Origin of the sequence: Halobacterium sp. NMX12-1, assembly GCF_040435975.1 — an archaeon.
Taxonomy (GTDB): Archaea; Halobacteriota; Halobacteria; order Halobacteriales; family Halobacteriaceae; genus Halobacterium; species Halobacterium hubeiense.
Map to the genome: position 1 here is coordinate 2483959 of NZ_CP159204.1, position 17010 is coordinate 2500968.

Sequence of the window (17010 nt, forward strand, 5' to 3'; positions counted from 1 at the left end):
CGACTACTCGGCCGCAGTCCGGGCCACGTCGCGGCCGGCGCCGACCGCGTCCGCGACCGCGCTCTCGTCGACGAACGGGTCCTCGAAGAGGCCGAGGCGCTCCTTGAACCGGAGGACGCGGGCGACCGCCTCGTCGACGCGATCCTCCTCCAGCTCGCCGGACTCCACGAGGTCCACGACGATGGAGACGAACTCCCCGGTGTCGTCGGGGTGCATGTACATGTCCACGCCCGCGCGGAGGCCGAGTTTCGTCGCCGCGCGGAGGTCCGGCACGTAGTCGTGGTAGGTGACCATCCGCTGGAAGTCCTTCCAGTCGGAGACGACCATCCCGTCGAAGCCCCAGCGCTCCCGGAGAATCGTGGTTAGCAACCACGCGGAGGCGTGCGCGGGGACGCCGTTAACCGTCCCCGAGTTCACCATCACCGTCTCCGGATCGGCGGCCAGCGCCCGCTCGTACGGCGGGAGGACGTTCGTGCGGAGGTCCCGCATCGACGTCCGGCCGGCGCTCCGGTCGTTGCCGTTGTGGGGAATCGAGTAGCCGCCGAAGTGCTTGACCGTCGCCGCTACCTGGGGCGTGTCGGCGTCGCCCTCGTAGCCCTCGACTTTTGCCTTCCCGAACTTCCCGACGAGTTCGGGGTCCTCGCTGAACCCCTCGTAGAAGCGCCCCCAGCGCGGGTCGCGCTGGAGGTCCGTCGTCGGGGAGAACGTCCAGTGAGCGCCGATGGCGTCGACGGACGCGCTCGTGACGGAGGCGACCTCGCGCGCCAGCGAGACGTTCCGCGTCGCGCCGAGCCCGAGGTTGTGCGGGAACGCGGTCGCGCCGTCGACGGTGACGTTCCCGTGGACGGCGTCGACGCCGAAGACGAACGGAATTCCGTGCTCGGTCTCCTCGATGTTGTACCGCTGGAGCTCGTTGAGCTTCGCGGCGTGGGTCTCGGGGTCGTACTCGGGCGGGTTCGCGCCGCCGTACAACAGCGACCCGACGCCGTACTCGGTGAACAGCTCCGCGACCGTGTCGTCGGTGGCGTCGCCGACCGCGCCGTCGAGGTCGAACGACCCGATCGCCTTCTGGGTGAGCTGGCCGGCCTTCTGTTCGAGCGTGAGTTCGTCCACGAGGTCGTCGACGTCCACGCCGTCGTCGGCGCTCGCGGCGTCGACGCCGAGGTTCGCGCCCGCCGCCACCGACGCGGTGGCGCCGGTCACCTTGAGGAACGTCCGTCGGGACGTGCTGTGCTCCCTGCCAACACTTTTCTCGGTATTCTTTGACATCCGAGTGAATAATAATGATAGAGATAAATAAATCTACGTCAGACGTGGAGTTAACCCCGAGGAAGTGCATATAAATGACTACGGGGTGGAGAGAAGATCCGGGACAGTCGAGGAATTCGGGGCGTAGCGGCGTTGGAGAGGGTGGTGATCAGCCGAGCTTCTCGTCGAGGATGAGCCGGGTCTTCGTGGAGACGACTTCCTCCTGCTCGCGTGCCTTCGAGACGAGTTCGTTGACGCCGCCGGTGTCCGTGGCGTCGACGACGAGCACGATGTCGTCCTCACCGGAGACCTGCCAGACGAAGTCCACCGGGTCCCACTCGACCATGCGGTCGCCGACCTCGTGGGTGTCGACGTCCATCGCGACGCCAATCTCAATCATCGCCTTCACGTTGCCCGTGGAGGTGGCGACGGTGAACCGCTCGATGACGCCGTCTTCGAGGAGGCTGTCGACGCGGTTGCGGACGGTGCCCTCACTGACGCCGACGTCGTCGGCGATTTCCGTGTAGGGGGTTCGGGCGTCCCGTCGCAGCGCGTCGAGGATGCGCCGGTCGATGTCGTCCATGCCCCAGTGTTGGTCCCCCGGACGAAAAGGATTGCGAAATTCGTAACTTCGCTACGAAAGCAAGATTTATACTCTGGTGGTGCGTTTGAATCTCGTAATGTCGGACGCCTACCTCGCGTTAGAGACCGGCGACGTGGTCGAAGCCAACGCCCGCTCCCCCGGGCAGGCGCGAGGCGAACTCGTGTTCACGACCGCCTACACCGGATACGAGGAGAGCCTCACAGACCCGTCCTACGAGGCGCAAGTGCTCACCTTCGCGTACCCCCTCATCGGGAACTACGGCGTCCGAGAGGAACGCTTCGAATCCGACCGCGTCCACCCCAGCGCCGTCGTCGCCCGCGAACTCACCGACGACGTCGCCGACTGGCTCGCCGAGGAGGGCGTCCCCGCCGTCGACGGCCTCGACACCCGCGACCTCGTCCTCGACATCCGCGAGGGCGGCGCGATGAAGGTCGGCATCGCCGCCGGCCCCGACGCCACCCCCGAGGCCGCGAAATCCCAGCTCGAGGACTGCCCGCACATGAGCGACCTCACGGACATCGGCAGCCGCGTCAGCGTCGCCGAACCCGAGGTCCACGGCGACGGCGACACCGACGTCGCGCTCGTGGACTGCGGCGCCAAGGGCTCCATCGTCTCCTCGCTGGTCGAGCGCGGCGCCACAGTCCACGTCCTCCCCTACGACACGACGCCCGCCGAACTGGCGGCCGTCGAGCCGGACGTGCTGTTCATCTCGAACGGCCCCGGCGACCCCGCGAACTTCGAGGCCGCCGAAACCCTCGTCTCGGAGTTCGTCGGCGACCTCCCGGTCGCGGGCATCTGTCTGGGCCAGCAGGTCGTCGCCCGCGCGCTCGGCGGCACCACCGAGAAGATGGACTTCGGCCACCGCGGCGTCAACCAGCCCGTGCTGGACTACGACTCCGGGCGCGTCGTGATGACCACGCAGAACCACGGCTACACGGTCGCCGAGCCCGGCGACCTCGAAGTCACGCAGATAAACGTCAACGACGACACCCCGGAGGGGCTGGATTCGGAGGAGCTGGACGTCATCACGCGCCAGTACCACCCCGAAGCCAACCCCGGCCCCCACGACAGCCTCGACTTCTTCGACGACGTGCTCGCGCTGGCCTCAAGCCGCACGACGGTCACCGCCGACTAATCCAGCCGTACTTCTTCGTCCGCGAGCCCGCGGAGCTGCGTCGTCGCCTGCTCGCCGAGCACGCCCGCCGCAGTCGCCAGCACGCCGCGGGCGTTCCGCGCGCGCACCGCCCCCACGCGTGTCCAGCAGCCGGAACAGCCGCTCGCCGGCGACGTACATCGAGAGCACGCCGACGCCGTCGACGACCACCCAGCCGGTCTCGGGCTCGACGTGCTCGAACGCCTTCGAGAACTGGATGCTGACGCCCGTCAGGTCGCTGGGCGCGACGCGGTCGGTCACCCACAGCGGGCCGTCGTAGTCGACTTCCGTCCCCGTGACCGGGACGACGCCGACGCGGCGCGGGTCCCCGCCGCGTTCCTCGACGCGGCGTTCGAGCCGCTTCAGGTTTCCGTCGGTCGTCACCAGAAGCAGGTTCCGGAACGCCGACTCGGGGAGCGCGTCGACGATTCGCTGGCCGCTGGACTGCGTGCAGAACGCGACCTCGCCGGCCCCGAGGTCGCCGAGTCGCGCGTCGAGTTCAGGAGTCACGCTCGAACCCTCCGGTGAACTCGCCGGCCTCTATCTCGACGCCCTCGCGGCCGAACGTCACGAACTCGCGGGCGAACCGCCACGTCGCGGCGGCGCTCACGACCCCGCTGGCCGCGTACGCGACGTACGCCGCCACCTCGACGAGCGCGCCGGCGCTGGTGACGTCCACGACGAGTTCCAGCACCGACCCGGCCATCAGACAGGCGAGCGCGGCCACCAGCAGCAGGACGCCCTCCCGGTAGAGGACGTTCCGCGAGTACGCCACCACGGGGTACGTGAAGCCCGCGCACAGCGCGACGAGGACGACGACTTCCGCGAGCCAGACGAACCACGCGAACCCGCCGCCCGACGACGTCATCGGCCGACCACCCGCCGTTCCGTGAACAGGGCCACGAACCGCCAACACGAGACGGTGATGGCGACGATGGCTATCGCCCACATCGCCAGCGCGAGCTGGCCGCCATCCGCGGGCGTCGCGGGGTGCAGCGTCGCGCCCGTCGAGACTGTCATCGCGCCGAACACGACGGGCAGCGGGGCGAGCGCGCGACCCCACTCAGTCTCCCGGAAGCCCGCCGCTGCGATGGTCGCGAACGTGCACGCGACCGGTGGTCGCGGCGAGGGTCACGATGTTGAGCGCGACGGTCACGTGCGTCGCCCACGTCGGCAGCGCCATGCTGTCCGCCGCTTTTCGACGCGGTCACTAAGCCGTTTGGGCGGCGAACTGACACGAGCGGCCGCGGCCACCGAAGCTATAAATTCCTCACCGGAGAATCGGAAACCAATGTCCGACTCGGTGTTCTCCGAGAACGCGTTCACGTTCCGCGAGTGGCACGCCGGCGTGCTCGGCGCGGCCGTCGGCGCGTTCGCCAGCTACCTCCACGCGATAAACTACACCGACCTCGGCGTCGGGCTCGCGGTCGTGTTCGTCGCGGCGGCGCTGGGGCTCCGGCGCTACGGCAGCGTCGCCGGCCGCACCGTCCGCCGGGAGCCGTGGTACGCGCTGGCCGCGTTCGTCGCGGTCGGCGCCGTCGTCCTCGCAGTCGCCTGAGTCAGCCCCACTGCTCGTCGCGAATCGGGCGGTCGCCGACCGGCAGCACGTCGAGGTCGTCGTCGTGGTGGGCGACGCCCTCCACCATCGCCTCCGCGCTCTCGACCGTCGAGAGGTACGGTACTTCCTCCTCGACGGCGGTTTCGAGCGCGTCGCGGTCGTCGGAGACCACGAAGTCGACGTCGCCGCGGCGAATCGCCTCCGAGAGGTCGTCGAAGTGCTGCACGTCGAAGAACTCCTCGAAGCCGCTGACCGGGAGGTCCACGACCGCGGTGCTGCCGACTTCGGGGTCGTTGCCCGCGGCGCGCTGGGCCTTCCAGTACGCCAGCCCGGGCTCGGAGGCGGTGCCCATCACTTCGCCCGTGGACTTCATCTCCGGGCCGAGCCGGGGGTCCGAGCCCGGCAGGCGGTCGAACGGCAACACGACCTCCTTGACGCTGTACTGCTCGGGGACGCCCTCGCTGACGTCGAGGTCCGAAAGCGAGTAGTCGGCCATCACCTTCGCCGCGAGCTTCGCGATGGGGACGCCGGTCGCCTTCGAGACGAACGGCACCGTACGCGAGGACCGCGGGTTCGCTTCGAGCACGTACACTTCGCCGTCCTGCACGGCGAGCTGGACGTTCAGCAGGCCCACGGTGTCCAAGGCGGTGGCGATGTCCTCGGTGACCTCGCGCACGCGGCCCATCGTCTCCTCGTCCAGCGAGCGCGGCGGAATCGTGCACGCGGAGTCGCCGGAGTGGACGCCCGCGGTCTCGACGTGCTCCATCACGCCGCCGACGAGCACGTCCTCCCCGTCGGAGACGGCGTCGACGTCGAGTTCGACCGCGTCCGCGAGGAACTCGTCGACGAGGATGGGCTTGTCCGGGCTGACCCGGACGGCCTCCTCCATGTAGTGTTTGAGCTCCTCGTCGCTGTGGACGACGTCCATCGCGCGCCCGCCGAGCACGTAGCTCGGGCGGACGAGCACCGGGTAGCCGATGTCGTGGGCGAGGTCCAGCGCCTCCGCCTCGCTGGTCGCGGAGCCGCCGTCGGGCTGGCTGATGCCGAGCTCGTCCATCAGGACGTTGAACCGGTCGCGGTCCTCCGCGAGGTCCATCGCCTCGACGCTCGTGCCGAGAATCTCGGCGTCGAGGCCGCGGCGCTGTAACTCGGCCTCCAGCGGGTCCGCGATGTTCACGGAGGTCTGGCCGCCGAACTGCACCATCACGCCGTCCGCGTCCGTCGCCTCGACCACGTCGGCGACCTCCTCGGCCGTAATCGGCTCGAAGAACAGGCCGTCGCTGGTGTCGTAGTCCGTGGAGACGGTCTCGGGGTTGTTGTTCACGACGTGCGCCTCGATGCCCTCCTCGCGGAGCGCGCGCACCGCGTGCACCGAACAGTAGTCGAACTCCACGCCCTGCCCGATGCGGATGGGGCCGCCGCCGACGACGACCACGGAGTCGACGTCAGTGTTCACGCGGAGTTCGCCCGCGGCCGCGTCGCCCTTGAGCGGGCCGCTGAACCACTCGGGGCGCCGCGACGAGTAGTAGTACGGCGTCTGCGCGGCGAACTCGCCGGCGCACGTGTCCACCTGCTTGTACGAGCGACCGGGGACGGCCTCCTCGACGTCGGTGACGCTCGCACCGGCGCCGTCGGCTTCGAGTTCGTCCTCCGCGTCGTCGGCGGCCGCCGGGAGCCACGACGCGTTCGCGTCGTCGAACTCCTCGCCCGCCAGCGCCGAAATCTCGTGGTTCGTGAAGCCCGTGGTGGCAGCCGCGGTGAAGTCGCCCTCGCTGGCGGCTTCCGCGGCCTCCGCGACGTTCTGGAACCGCTCCAAGTACCACTCGCGGAAGTTCGTGAAGTCGTTGACCTCGTCGACGGTGTAGCCGCGGTCGAACGCCTCGAAGACCGCGTAGGGGCGGTCCGGCGACGGCGTCTCCAGGTAGTCGGCTTCCAGTTCGTCGTCGCTCACGTCCGACCAGTCGACGTCGGGGTCGTACTCCGAGGAGCGCAGCGCCTTCAGCAGGCTCTCCTCGAACGTTCGCCCGATGGCCATCGCCTCCCCCGTGGACTTCATCGCCGTGCCGAGCGTGAAGTCCACGTCCGGGAACTTGTCCTTGGGCCACCGCGGCACCTTCGTCACCACGTAGTCGATGGCGGGCTCGAAGGCGGCGGTGGTCTCGCCGGTGATTTCGTTGTCGATTTCGTGGAGGCGCTTGCCGAGCGCGACCTTCGCGGTGACCCGCGCGATGGGGTAGCCGGTCGCCTTCGACGCCAGCGCGGACGACCGCGAGACGCGGGGGTTCACTTCGACGACGCGGTACTCGCCGCCGGGCGTGCCGTCGTCGCGCCACGCGAACTGGATGTTACAGCCGCCCTGGATGCCCAAATCACGGATGACTTCGAGCGCGACGTCGCGCATCTCCTGGTGGCCGTCGTCCGGGATGACCTGACTGGGCGTGACGACCGTGGACTCGCCGGTGTGGATGCCCATCGGGTCGATGTTCTCCATGTTGCAGATGATGATACAGGAGTCGTCGGCGTCCCGCATCACCTCGTACTCCAGCTCCACCCAGCCCTCGATGGACTCGGTGACCAGCACCTCGTCGTTCCGCGAGAGGCGCAGACCCTTCCGGACGCGAGCGACGAGCTCGTCCATGTCGTTCACGACGCCGGAGCCGCTCCCGCCGAGCGTGTACGTCGTGCGCGCGATGACCGGCAGCCCGCCGACCTCGTCGGCGGCGGCCTCGACGCGCTCGCGCAGCGCGTCCTCGTCGAAGTCCTCGACGGACTCGCCCTCGTCGAGGGTGATGGTCGTGGAGGCGGGGACGGGCTCGCCGAGGTCCTCCATGCGCTGGCGGAACAGGTCGCGGTCCTCGGTCGCGTAGATGGTGTCCAGCGGCGTCCCCATGATGTCGACGTCGTACTCGTCGAGGACGCCCTCCTCGGCGAGCTCGGCGGTGACGTTCAACCCGGTCTGCCCGCCGAGCCCGGCGATGACGCCGTCGGGGTTCTCCTTCGCGATGACCTCCGCGATGGCGTCGGTCGTGATGGGCTCGATGTAGACCGCGTCGGCCATCTCGGGGTCGGTCATGATGGTCGCCGGGTTCGAGTTGACGAGCACGACTCGCACGCCCTCCTCCTGCAGCGCCCGGCACGCCTGCGCGCCGGAGTAGTCGAACTCAGCCGCTTGTCCGATCTGGATGGGGCCGCTCCCGATGAGCAGTACCGTGCGGTCGTCGTGCTCGCTCATTGCTACTCGTTCGGAGTTCGCCCATCGTAATAAGCCCCGCGGAATGGACAGAAGTTCGAAGTCGAATTACGAAAATCGAAGCAAGATGGGCGCGGCGACGACACGACCGACTGAACGGCGCTACGCGACGCACGCGGCAGAACTCCGAACCGAAAATATCGTGAACCGGCTACGCCGGCGTGTCGTACTCGTCCTCGAAGTCCCGTTGGGCACGATACGCCTCGACGAACTCTCCGACGTCGAACTCCTGCATCTGCTGCTCGAACTCGCTCTCGGTGCCGCTGTCGTCGGCGTGGCTCACCGCGTGGTCCATCAGTTCGACGACGAGCTCGACGACGACTTCGTGGAGTTCGCGCGCGTCGAGGTCCGTCACCCACAGCAGCGCGTACCCGACGCTCCCGTTCTCGCTCTCGTCCACAGCGACGATGTCCTCGGGGAGTTGCTCCATCACCGCGCCCATCAAGTGCGGCGTCCCGAACTCCTCGAACTCGTCGTCGGGCGCCGGCGTCACCGCCTCCTTCAGCACCGCGACGATGTCCTCCGGTACGAACCGCGACGGCGGATGCATGTCCATCACGACCGCGTGCGTCTCCCCGCACGAGCACTCGTACTCCCGCATCCCCAAGTCGAAGTCCTTCACGTGGGCCTCCTCCCCGCACGGGAGGTCCACCCACGCGTCGTCGTCCTCGGCGCCCGGCACGCGCGGCTCGGTCATTACCACGCCGTTGGCCCGCCGACCGGTTAAGCCCCGCGAACGCCGCCCAGAACAATATCCGTCGTCCGCACTGGAGTCGAAGCCGACCAGAACGTCCAGAAAGCCCCGGCGGAGTCGACTCGGGGGCCTCGCTGCGCTCCTCGGTCGCTTCGCTCCCTGCGGTGCTTGCGTCGTCCGTCTTCGTCGACTCCGCCGCCCCTTTCAGTCCCGGAAGACTCACTGCGTTCGTCTTCCGACCCTCGCGAACGCATAGCGTTCGCTCAGTCCACCCGCTACCGGCTGCGTCGTTGGCCATCGCGTGCGTTCGGGCCGAATCTTCTTGACAGGTGTGTGCGTCTGTCCGCTATGGCCGCCATCGAACTCCGCGACCTCACCAAGCGCTACGGGGACCTCGTCGCCGTCGACGGCGTCTCCTTCGAGGTCGAGGCCGGCGAAGTGTTCGGGTTCCTCGGGCCGAACGGCGCCGGAAAGACGACGACGCTCCGCACGCTCCTCGGGATGCAAGCGCCCAGTTCGGGCACCGTCTCGATTCTCGGGCACGACACGACCGTCGAAGCTCAGCGCCTCGACGCGCTCGCGGACACCGGCTTCCTCCCGAGCAACCCCCAGTTCGACGAGCAAGCGACCGGGCGCGAAGTGCTGGACCTCCACGAGTCGCTGAAAGGTGGGAGCCGGCGCGCGGACCTCCTCGACCGGTTCGAGCCGCCGCTGGACCGCCCCGTGCGCGAATACTCCACCGGGAACGTCCAGAAGCTCGGCATCGTGCAGGCGTTCATGCACGACCCCGCCGTCGTCGTCCTCGACGAGCCGACTTCGGGGCTGGACCCGCTGCTGCAGGACCGGTTCAACGAGTTCGTGCGCGACGAGCGCGAGCGCGGCGTCACCGTCCTGTTCTCCAGTCACGTCCTCAGCGAGGTGCGGCGCATCTGCGACCGCGTGGCTGTGCTCCGCGACGGGGAACTCGTCGCCGTCGAGGACGTCGAAACCCTGCTGGACCGCAGTGGGAAGGTCGTCCGCGCTCGCGTCGCCGGCGACGTTCCCGAGAGCGCCTTCGACGTGCCCGGCGTCTCGGACCTCACGCGCCGCCCCATCGACGGCGCGACGCGCGTCTCCTTTACGTTCACGGGTGACGTGGACGCGCTCGTGGACGAACTCGACCGCTACCCGCTGCAGGAACTCGACGTCGAGGAAGCGCCGCTGGAGGACGTCTTCCTCGACTTCTACGGGGGTGAAGACGGTGCTTGAGATTGCGGCCTACGGCGCCCGCAAGCGCGTGAAGGGCGCGCTCGCGCTGTCGGTCGGCCTCTCCGCGTTCAGCGCGATGTACGCCGCGTTCTTCCCGTCGCTGACCGGGAATCTGGACCTGCAGGAGTACGTCGAGGCGCTCCCGCCGGCGTTCGTGGAGGCGTTCGGCCTGCGCGCGTTCAACACCATCGAGGGCTTTCTCGCGACGGAGCTCTACCAGTTCGCGTGGGTCATCCTGCTCGGGCTCTACCTCGCGTACAGCGCCGCCTCCCTGATTTCGGGCGACGTCGAGAGCGGCCGGATGGACGTCCTCCTCTCGCTGCCCGTCTCCCGCGCTCGCCTCGTCGCCGAGCGGTTCCTCTCGCTGGCGCCCGGAATTGTCCTCGTCAACGTCGTCGTCGCCGCGGTGACGTGGCTCGCGACCCGAGTCATCGGCTACCCGGTCGGCACCGGCGACCTCGTCGTCGTCCACCTCCTCTCGCTGCCGTACCTCTTCGCGTGCGCGGCAGTCGGGCTGGCGTTCAGCGTGCTCGCGGACCGCGAGAGCGTCGCCCAGCGCGCGGCGATGGCGACCGTCTTCGGGCTGTTCCTGCTGGAGTCGATAGTGACGAGCACGGACTACGCGTGGGCCGGCGCAATCGCGCCGATGCGGTACTTCGACCCGACCGCGATTCTCGTCGACGGCACCTACGACCTCGCCGGTGCCGCCATCCTCGTGGCTGCGACGCTGCTGCTCGTTGCGGGCAGTCAACTGCACTTCCGGCGGAAGGACGTGAATTAGGCGACGAAGGAATCGAATTTACCGATGGTGAGCATCCGCGAGTGAGCGGTCCGAAGTCCTCGTGAGCGAAGCGAACGAGGGCACGCGAGAGCAAGCTCTCGCGGCGGACCCGAGTGAAGCGGTTCACTCGCGGCGAAGCCGCGAGGCCGACGAACTCCCGGAGGGGGTGAGGAGTGCTTTTTCCCCAAGTTTTTGCCAGCGAGCGGCCGGAGGCCGCGAGCGCAGCAAAAAGTGGGTTAGGGCCAGTCGTCGCGGACTTCGGCTTCTTCCTCGGGCTCGTCGTCGGCCTCGCTGGCGAGGTCCCAGTCGGCTTTCTCCGCAGCGTCCTCCAGCGGGAGGTACTCCCAGCCGACTTCCTCGGCGAGCGCGCGGTCGTCGTCGTCGACGCCGATGAAGACGTGGCGTTCGGTGTCGAACTGGCGTTTGACGGATTCGAGGCTCTCCTCGCGGCCCTTCGGCCCCGAGAAGAAGTCCTGTCGGATGCGGCGTTTGCGCGTGAAGTTGGTGACGACGTACGTGGGTTCGTCGGAGACGACGCCGACGTACTCGGTCCACTGGCGCGCGCCCGCGAACGCGGTCCCGGGTTTCGCGAGTTCCTGGAGCGCGGACAGCTCGAACGCGAGGGTCATGTCCGTGCTGCCGCCGGATTGGCTCATGGCCGGACGTGGGGCGCGAACGGGAAAAACGGCTTCGGTCGCGGCCCGCTACTGGGCGATGTCGAGGCGGTAGTAGCCGGTGAACCGGACAACTTCGCCGTCGGCGAGGTCGTCGGCGACGTCCTCGGGGATTGTCACGCCGTCGCCGTCGACGGCGTCCGGGAGGGCGGCCTGTGCTCGGTCGTGGAGTTCGTCGTAGTCGCGGACCGCTTCCTCGACGGTCGCGGGCGCGGTCTCGGTTGCTTCCAGAATCGGGTTCATGTGCTCACCGGCAGTACCGTGTGCCGTGCCAACGTATGTCACGAAAGAAGATAAGGGTACCGGCGGGTCGGCGCTCGGCGATGCGCGACGACGAATCCGCGAGAAGCGAGCGACGAACGAGCGAGCCGGGCGTTACTGCTCTTGGGCGAGCGCGAGCTCGTCGATTTCGAAGTTCTCCTGGAGGAGGACGTCCTGCTGGTCGGCGACGACGGCCTCGTCCTTGATGAGCTGCTTGTACTTCGACTGCGGCGCGAGGTTCCCGATGAGCACGCCGCCGATGAGCTTGCCGTCCTTGAACGTCAGGCGGCGCCACTCCGTGTCGCTGTACTTGCGCTCGCAGGACTCGTCGCCCATCGTCGGGAAGCCAAAGGAGAGGAACGGGAAGTCGAAGTGCGTGATCGAGTACGAGGACACCCAGCGGAACGGCTCGATGTCGACGTCGTGGCCCTCGTCCGCGAGCATCGTCCGACCCGCGAGCGCGCCCTGCTGTTTCGCGGAGCCCCACGAGCCGTTCTGCGCGCGCTCGTCCATGATGGTGTCCCAGTACTGGGTGATGTCGCCGGCGGCGTAGACGTCCTCGACGTCGGTGCGCATGTACTCGTCGACGTGGACGCCGTTCTCGATGGTCGCGTCGGTGTCCTGGAGGATTTCGACGTTGAAGTCGAGGCCGATGGCGACGCCGACGAAGTCCGACTCGTGGCGGTCGCCGTTCCCGTCGACGGTCGCGACGACCTCGCCGTCGTCGTTCGTCTCGAAGTGGTCCGCGCCGGACTCGAAGACGGGCTCGATGCCCATCTCGCGGAGGCCGTCGTGGATGATTTCGGCGCCCTCCGAGCTGAGCGCGTACCGCCACCAGCGGTCGCCGCGCATCAGGTACTTCGCGTCGACGTCCTGCCCGCCGCAGATGGCCGCGAGGTCGATGCCGAGCAGGCCCGCGCCGACGACGACGCCGGTGTCGGCTTTCTCGGCGTGCTCGCGAATCTTGCGCGCGTCCTGGAACGTCCAGAAGTGGTGGACGCCGTCGGCGTCGGAGTTCTCCACGGGGAGCTGGTTGGGCGTGCCGCCCGCCGCGACCAGCAGTTTGTCGTAGCTAATCTCGTCGCCCTCGTGGGTCTCGACGGTGTGGGCGTCGGGGTTGACGTCCGTGACGAGCGTGTTCAGCCGGAGGTCGATGTCGCGCTCGTCGTACCAGTCGGTCTCGTGGATGCTGATGGGGGCTTCCGGGAGCTTCCCCTTCGCGAACTCCTTGATGAGAATCCGGTTGTAGAGGGCCTCGCCCTCGTCTGTGACGACGGTGACGTCGGCGTCGGGAGCCTCCTCGCGGATCGCCTCGGCGGCGGAGCTGCCCGCGATGCCGTCGCCGATTATCACGTAGGACTCGCTCATAGTTGGGGTGTCGCCTTCCGGGTTAAAGTGGATTGCTATCTCTCCGGCGGGCGGAGAATGTTGCGCGAACGCGGCGCACGCGGGCGATTCCACCCGGCCGGCGCGCGCAGTCGGCGCCGCGTCGGGACGTTCTTTAGGCCCGCGTCCGTACCCGCGGACGTGAAACTCCACCAGAACGCCAAGCACTTCGCGTCCCGGAAGGCGCTGGAACTGCCCGGCGTGCGCTCGGTCGCGAAGAAGGGGCTGGTCGACCTCCACGTCCGCATCTTCTCGGGGAAGGCCGACGAGGCCCACCGGGAGCAGCGACGCGCCCACCTCGAAGACTTCTTCGACGCGACGATGGACATGTACCTCGCCGCACTGCAGGCGGGCTACACGGAGGCGGAGGCCCGCGAGACCACGCACATCGTCGCGAACTTCGACTTCTACAACCACGGCTGGGCGGAGATGCTGGAGTTCCCGCCGAGCGAGCTCACCGACCACTACGAGCGCTACGAGGCGTTCTTCGACGCCCACGGCATCAGCGTCGACGACCCGCTCGGCGAGTTCCGGCCCGCCGACGGCGTCGCGGACGCCCCGGCGACGCCCGAGCGCCTCGACGAGGCGGACTTCGAGCACGCGGAAGGCGGCTACGCCGACGACGTCTACGTCGAGACCGAGGACGGCGAGGTACAGCGCGGCGACGTCGAGGAGCCCGAGGACGTCGACCCCTCGAAGAGCCCCGGGACGTAGCGCCGGTACAGCTACGGGCGTGGGCGCCGAACACTCGCCCGACATGTCGGACTCGTCAGTCGGTCGCCGCCGCTTCCTCGAACTCTGCGGCGCCAGCGCACTCGCAGCACTCGCCGGCTGCTCGTCGTCCGCGCCGCAGGAAGGGGAGACTGCGATTACCGACGCGCCGCAGTCGACAGCGCGACGAGCCGAACCGGACAGCCCGTACGCGGAGGTCTACCGGGAGACCATCGACTCCGTCGTCCTCGTTCGCGCCGGCGGCAGTCAGGGCACCGGGTTCGTGTACGACGACTCCCACGTCGTCACGAACGCCCACGTCGTCGGCCGGGCGAGCGAGGCCGCCGTCCGGTTCAGCGAGGGCGACTGGAGCACGGGCCCGGTCGCGGGCACCGACCCCCACAGCGACCTCGCGGTCGTCGAACTGGAGTCGCTGCCCGACGGCGCGGCCCCGCTGCCGTTCGCGGACGGCGAGCCCGTGGTCGGGCAGGAAGTGGTCGCCATCGGCAACCCCTACAACCTGAACGGTTCGGCGACCACCGGCGTCGTCTCCGGCGTCGACCGGCTCATCCCGTCGCCGACCGGCTACCGGATTCCGGACGCCATCCAGACCGACGCCGCCGTCAACCCCGGCAACAGCGGCGGGCCGCTGATGTCGCTTGACGGGTCGGTGTTCGCGGTCATCAACTCCGGCGGCGGCGAAAACATCGCGTTCGGCATCTCCGCGGCGCTCACCCAGCGGGTCGTCCCCGAACTCGTCGCGTCCGGCGACTACGACCACGCGCACGTCGGCGCGTCGTTCACGAACGTCACGCCCCAGATTGCCGCGGCGAACGACCTCGACGAGCCCCGTGGCTTGCTCGTCGTCGACGTCGCCCCGGACGGCCCCGCCGCGGGGACGCTGCGGCCGTCGGAGCCCGCCTACGTGGACGGCCGCGCGCTCCCGGTCGGCGGCGACGTCCTCCTCGAAATCGACGGCACGACCGTGCCGACGCCGGAGGACCTCTGGAGCTACCTCGCGCTCGAAACGCGGCCCGGCGACGCCGTCGAACTCGCGGTGCTCCGGGACGGGAGCCGCGAGACCGTCGACCTCGAACTCGGAACGCGGCCGGCGACGCGGTTCTGACTACCGCTCGCCGGCGATGCGGTCCGCGCACTCGTAGCCGGCGACGATGCCGCCGTTCAGCGAGCGCTCGGGGTACTGGGCGCGCGAGGCCATCCCCGCGTAGTAGACGCCCTCGGCGACCTCGGTGTCGAGGTGGTACGGAATCACCATGTCGAGGTAGCCGCGCTCGTAGACGGGCGCCGTCCGGGGGTTGCGCGCGGTCGAAATCCAGTTGACGTGCGAGCGGTCGAACTCGGGGAACAGGTCTTCGATGCCGTCGAGCCAGTGGTCGGCGACCTCGTCGTCGCTCATCTGCCAGACCGGGTCGTCGGGGCTCTGGATGTACTTGGGGACGTAGAGGAGGTGTTCGCCGCCGTAGCGCTCGGGCGGCACGAAGTTCGTGTGCTCGATGAGCGCGCCGAAGGGCGCGTCGTCGGCGATGTTCAGCCAGTACGTGTCCGTGAGCTGGCGGTCCATGCTGACGATAGAGCAGACCGTGCCTTGGAACGTAATCTCGCACTCGTAGCCGGTCAGGGCTTCGAGGACGTTCGGCATCGCGGCGACGACGACGGCGTCGGCGTCGACGGTCTCGACGTTCGTGAAGCCGTCCTCGTCGGGCGCGTGCTCGACGGTCACCGTCTGGAGTTCGCCGCCGGCGGTGCCGACGTTCGTCACGCGCGCGTTCGTGTCGATGTTGTCGCGGCCCACGTCCTCGACGAGCGCGTCGTTCAGCCGGCCGAAGCCGCCGTCGAGGTAGCCCAGCGGCTCGCCGCGCAGGAGGTCGCGCTCGCCGCGGAACTTGATGCGGCCGAGCAGCCACGCCGCCGAGACGTCCTCCATGCGCTCGCCGAACTTCGCTTCCAGCAGCGGTTCGAAGAACGTCTCGTAGACGTTTCGCGTGGTGTGTTCGATGCAGAACTCCTTGACCGGGACGTCCTCGAAGTCTTCGAGGTCGTCGTACGTGTCGAAAGAGGGGATGCCGCCGCGCACGTCCACGTCGAGCGTGAGCATCCCCAGCCGGAACTTGTCGTAGAGGCTCCAGTGCGGGAACGCCAGAATCTCCCACGGCTTGTCCATCGGGTGGACGGTGCCGTCGACGTAGTAGGCGTTCTTCCCGATGGGCCACTGGAGGTCGTCGCCGAGGCCCAACTCGTCCAGCAACTCGACGATGGTCTCCTCGCTGGCGGAGAGGTGGTGGTAGAACGTCTCGATGGGGTCGCCGGCCGTCTCCGTCGTCGCCGCGAGGCCGCCCACCTGCTCGGAGGCCTCGAAGACGCGCACGTCGTGGCCGTGGCCCTGCAGCCGGCGCGCGACGGCCAGTCCCGCGATGCCGCCGCCGACGATGGCAATCATGCTCGCAGGTCGGGCGCGACTCCGGGTTAACGTTGTGGTCGCCGCGCGGTTGCGGAGTCCGCTACGCTTTTGCGAGGGCCCCGGTAACTGACGGGCATGGTTACCGTCCGCGCGCCGGCGACGAGTGCGAACCTCGGCAGCGGCTTCGACGTGTTCGGGGTGGCGCTCGACCGACCTGCGGACGTCGTCCACGTCGAGCGCGCCGCCGAGACGACCATCGACGTGACCGGGATGGGCGCGGACTTCATCCCGGAGGAGCCGATGGACAACACGGCCGGCGTGGTCGCCGAGGAGCTCGGCGCGCCCGCCCACATCAGCATCGACAAGGGCGTGCGGCCCTCCTCCGGGCTGGGGTCGTCCGCCGCCAGCGCCGCCGGCGCCGCGGTCGCGCTCGCGGAGCTGTACGACCGCGACCTCAGCAAGCGCGAGCTCGTCCGCGTCGCCGCGGAGGGCGAAGCGGCGGTCTCCGGGGACGCGCACGCGGACAACGTCGCGCCCGCCATCCTCGGCGGGTTCACGGTCGTCCGCGAGGACGGCATCGAGCGCGTCGCCGCGGACCTCGCGCTGGTCGTCTGCCTCCCGGACATCGTCGTCTCCACGCGCGACGCCCGCGGCGTCGTCCCCGAGTCGGCGTCCATCGAGGACGTCGTCGACACCGTGGGGTCGGCGGCGACGCTCTCCATCGGGATGTGCCGCAACGACCCCGAGCGCGTCGGCCGCGGCCTCGAAGAACACCTCGTCACGCCCGCCCGCGCGGCGCTCATCGACGGCTACGACGCCGCCTGCGAGGCCGCCCGCGAGGCCGGCGCGACGGGCGTCACGGTCAGCGGCGCGGGCCCCGCGATTCTCGCGGTCTGTCGCGACGACGACCAGCGCCGCGTCGCCAGCGCGCTCGTGGACGGCTTCGAGCGCGACGGCGTCGACGCCACCGCGTACCGCTCGCGAGTCGGGGGCGGCGCGCGCGTCCTCCGGGACTGAGCCGCG

The 17010-nt window shown here is 69.0% G+C and carries 18 protein-coding genes; 7 read left to right on the plus strand and 11 right to left on the minus strand.

The features are described 5' to 3' along the window. Positions 1–3: 3 nt before the first annotated feature. Both ABSL23_RS14975 and ABSL23_RS14980 read right to left on the minus strand, forming a co-directional pair. The gene (locus tag ABSL23_RS14975) at positions 4–1269 is read right to left on the minus strand and encodes a glycoside hydrolase family 3 protein (protein WP_353634338.1); all 1266 of its coding nucleotides are present in this window, start codon (positions 1267–1269) and stop codon (positions 4–6) included. A 148-nt stretch (positions 1270–1417) separates the two neighbouring features. After that, the gene (locus ABSL23_RS14980; RefSeq protein WP_059057417.1) at positions 1418–1831 is read right to left on the minus strand and encodes an Lrp/AsnC family transcriptional regulator; all 414 of its coding nucleotides are present in this window, start codon (positions 1829–1831) and stop codon (positions 1418–1420) included. 97 nt (positions 1832–1928) lie between these two features. Here ABSL23_RS14980 and carA point away from each other — a divergent pair, with 97 nt between their 5' ends. Next, positions 1929–2987 carry a glutamine-hydrolyzing carbamoyl-phosphate synthase small subunit gene (gene carA, locus ABSL23_RS14985; protein WP_353634339.1) on the plus strand — a complete coding sequence of 353 codons (1059 nt, stop codon included), beginning with the start codon at positions 1929–1931 and terminating at the stop codon, positions 2985–2987. On the opposite strand, the gene ABSL23_RS14990 is transcribed toward carA, so the two are convergent. Genes ABSL23_RS14990 through ABSL23_RS15000 form a run of 3 tightly spaced genes read right to left on the minus strand, consistent with a single transcriptional unit; the run spans position 2958 to position 4025 of the window. After that, the gene (locus tag ABSL23_RS14990; RefSeq protein ID WP_353634340.1) at positions 2958–3515 is read right to left on the minus strand and encodes a hypothetical protein; all 558 of its coding nucleotides are present in this window, start codon (positions 3513–3515) and stop codon (positions 2958–2960) included. The two genes, carA and ABSL23_RS14990, sit on opposite strands and share 30 nt — an antisense overlap. Then, positions 3505–3873, minus strand: a complete 369-nt coding sequence (locus ABSL23_RS14995) for a hypothetical protein (protein ID WP_353634341.1) — start codon at positions 3871–3873, stop codon at positions 3505–3507. The genes ABSL23_RS14990 and ABSL23_RS14995 overlap by 11 nt, the downstream gene beginning before the upstream one ends. Continuing rightward, positions 3870–4025, minus strand: a complete 156-nt coding sequence (locus tag ABSL23_RS15000) for a hypothetical protein (RefSeq protein ID WP_353634342.1) — start codon at positions 4023–4025, stop codon at positions 3870–3872. Before ABSL23_RS15000 ends, ABSL23_RS14995 begins: the two co-directional genes overlap by 4 nt. Before the next feature lie 271 nt (positions 4026–4296). On the opposite strand from ABSL23_RS15000, the gene ABSL23_RS15005 reads away from it, so the two are divergent. Beyond that, the gene (locus ABSL23_RS15005) at positions 4297–4563 is read left to right on the plus strand and encodes a hypothetical protein (RefSeq protein WP_353634343.1); all 267 of its coding nucleotides are present in this window, start codon (positions 4297–4299) and stop codon (positions 4561–4563) included. 1 nt (position 4564) lies between these two features. Here ABSL23_RS15005 and carB read toward each other — a convergent pair whose 3' ends face one another. Further along, positions 4565–7795 (minus strand): carbamoyl-phosphate synthase large subunit, encoded by a 3231-nt coding sequence (carB, locus tag ABSL23_RS15010; protein WP_353634344.1) that lies wholly within the window; start codon positions 7793–7795, stop codon positions 4565–4567. 169 nt (positions 7796–7964) lie between these two features. Next, the gene (locus ABSL23_RS15015; RefSeq protein WP_353634345.1) at positions 7965–8510 is read right to left on the minus strand and encodes a DUF5815 family protein; all 546 of its coding nucleotides are present in this window, start codon (positions 8508–8510) and stop codon (positions 7965–7967) included. 345 nt (positions 8511–8855) lie between these two features. Here ABSL23_RS15015 and ABSL23_RS15020 point away from each other — a divergent pair, with 345 nt between their 5' ends. Together ABSL23_RS15020 and ABSL23_RS15025 are read left to right on the plus strand one after the other, a co-directional pair. Next, a complete protein-coding gene (locus tag ABSL23_RS15020) occupies positions 8856–9755 on the plus strand; it encodes an ABC transporter ATP-binding protein (RefSeq protein WP_353634346.1) in 900 nt (299 codons plus the stop codon). Then, positions 9748–10536: an ABC transporter permease subunit gene (locus ABSL23_RS15025; RefSeq protein ID WP_353634347.1), complete on the plus strand. Its 789-nt coding sequence runs from the start codon at positions 9748–9750 to the stop codon at positions 10534–10536. Before ABSL23_RS15020 ends, ABSL23_RS15025 begins: the two co-directional genes overlap by 8 nt. Before the next feature lie 236 nt (positions 10537–10772). Here the strand turns inward: ABSL23_RS15025 and ABSL23_RS15030 are convergent, their stop codons facing one another. The 3 genes from ABSL23_RS15030 to ABSL23_RS15040 all read right to left on the minus strand — a co-directional run bounded on the left by ABSL23_RS15030 (position 10773) and on the right by ABSL23_RS15040 (position 12839). Then, positions 10773–11192: a hypothetical protein gene (locus ABSL23_RS15030; protein WP_353634348.1), complete on the minus strand. Its 420-nt coding sequence runs from the start codon at positions 11190–11192 to the stop codon at positions 10773–10775. Positions 11193–11240: 48 nt separating this feature from the next. Continuing rightward, positions 11241–11453, minus strand: coding sequence for a hypothetical protein (locus ABSL23_RS15035; RefSeq protein WP_353634349.1), 213 nt, complete (start codon positions 11451–11453; stop codon positions 11241–11243). Positions 11454–11585: 132 nt separating this feature from the next. Next, positions 11586–12839, minus strand: a complete 1254-nt coding sequence (locus ABSL23_RS15040; RefSeq protein ID WP_353634350.1) for an FAD/NAD(P)-binding oxidoreductase — start codon at positions 12837–12839, stop codon at positions 11586–11588. 159 nt (positions 12840–12998) lie between these two features. Between ABSL23_RS15040 and ABSL23_RS15045 the strand changes: the two genes are divergently transcribed. Both ABSL23_RS15045 and ABSL23_RS15050 read left to right on the plus strand, forming a co-directional pair. Next, on the plus strand, positions 12999–13571 hold the full coding sequence (locus ABSL23_RS15045) for a DUF6149 family protein (RefSeq protein WP_353634351.1): 573 nt from the start codon (positions 12999–13001) through the stop codon (positions 13569–13571). A gap of 43 nt (positions 13572–13614) precedes the next feature. After that, positions 13615–14694: a trypsin-like peptidase domain-containing protein gene (locus ABSL23_RS15050; protein WP_353634352.1), complete on the plus strand. Its 1080-nt coding sequence runs from the start codon at positions 13615–13617 to the stop codon at positions 14692–14694. Here the strand turns inward: ABSL23_RS15050 and ABSL23_RS15055 are convergent, their stop codons facing one another. Continuing rightward, positions 14695–16026: an NAD(P)/FAD-dependent oxidoreductase gene (locus ABSL23_RS15055; RefSeq protein WP_353634353.1), complete on the minus strand. Its 1332-nt coding sequence runs from the start codon at positions 16024–16026 to the stop codon at positions 14695–14697. It abuts the gene before it with no gap. 96 nt (positions 16027–16122) lie between these two features. On the opposite strand from ABSL23_RS15055, the gene ABSL23_RS15060 reads away from it, so the two are divergent. Next, on the plus strand, positions 16123–17004 hold the full coding sequence (locus ABSL23_RS15060; protein WP_353634354.1) for a homoserine kinase: 882 nt from the start codon (positions 16123–16125) through the stop codon (positions 17002–17004). Positions 17005–17010: the final 6 nt, after the last annotated feature.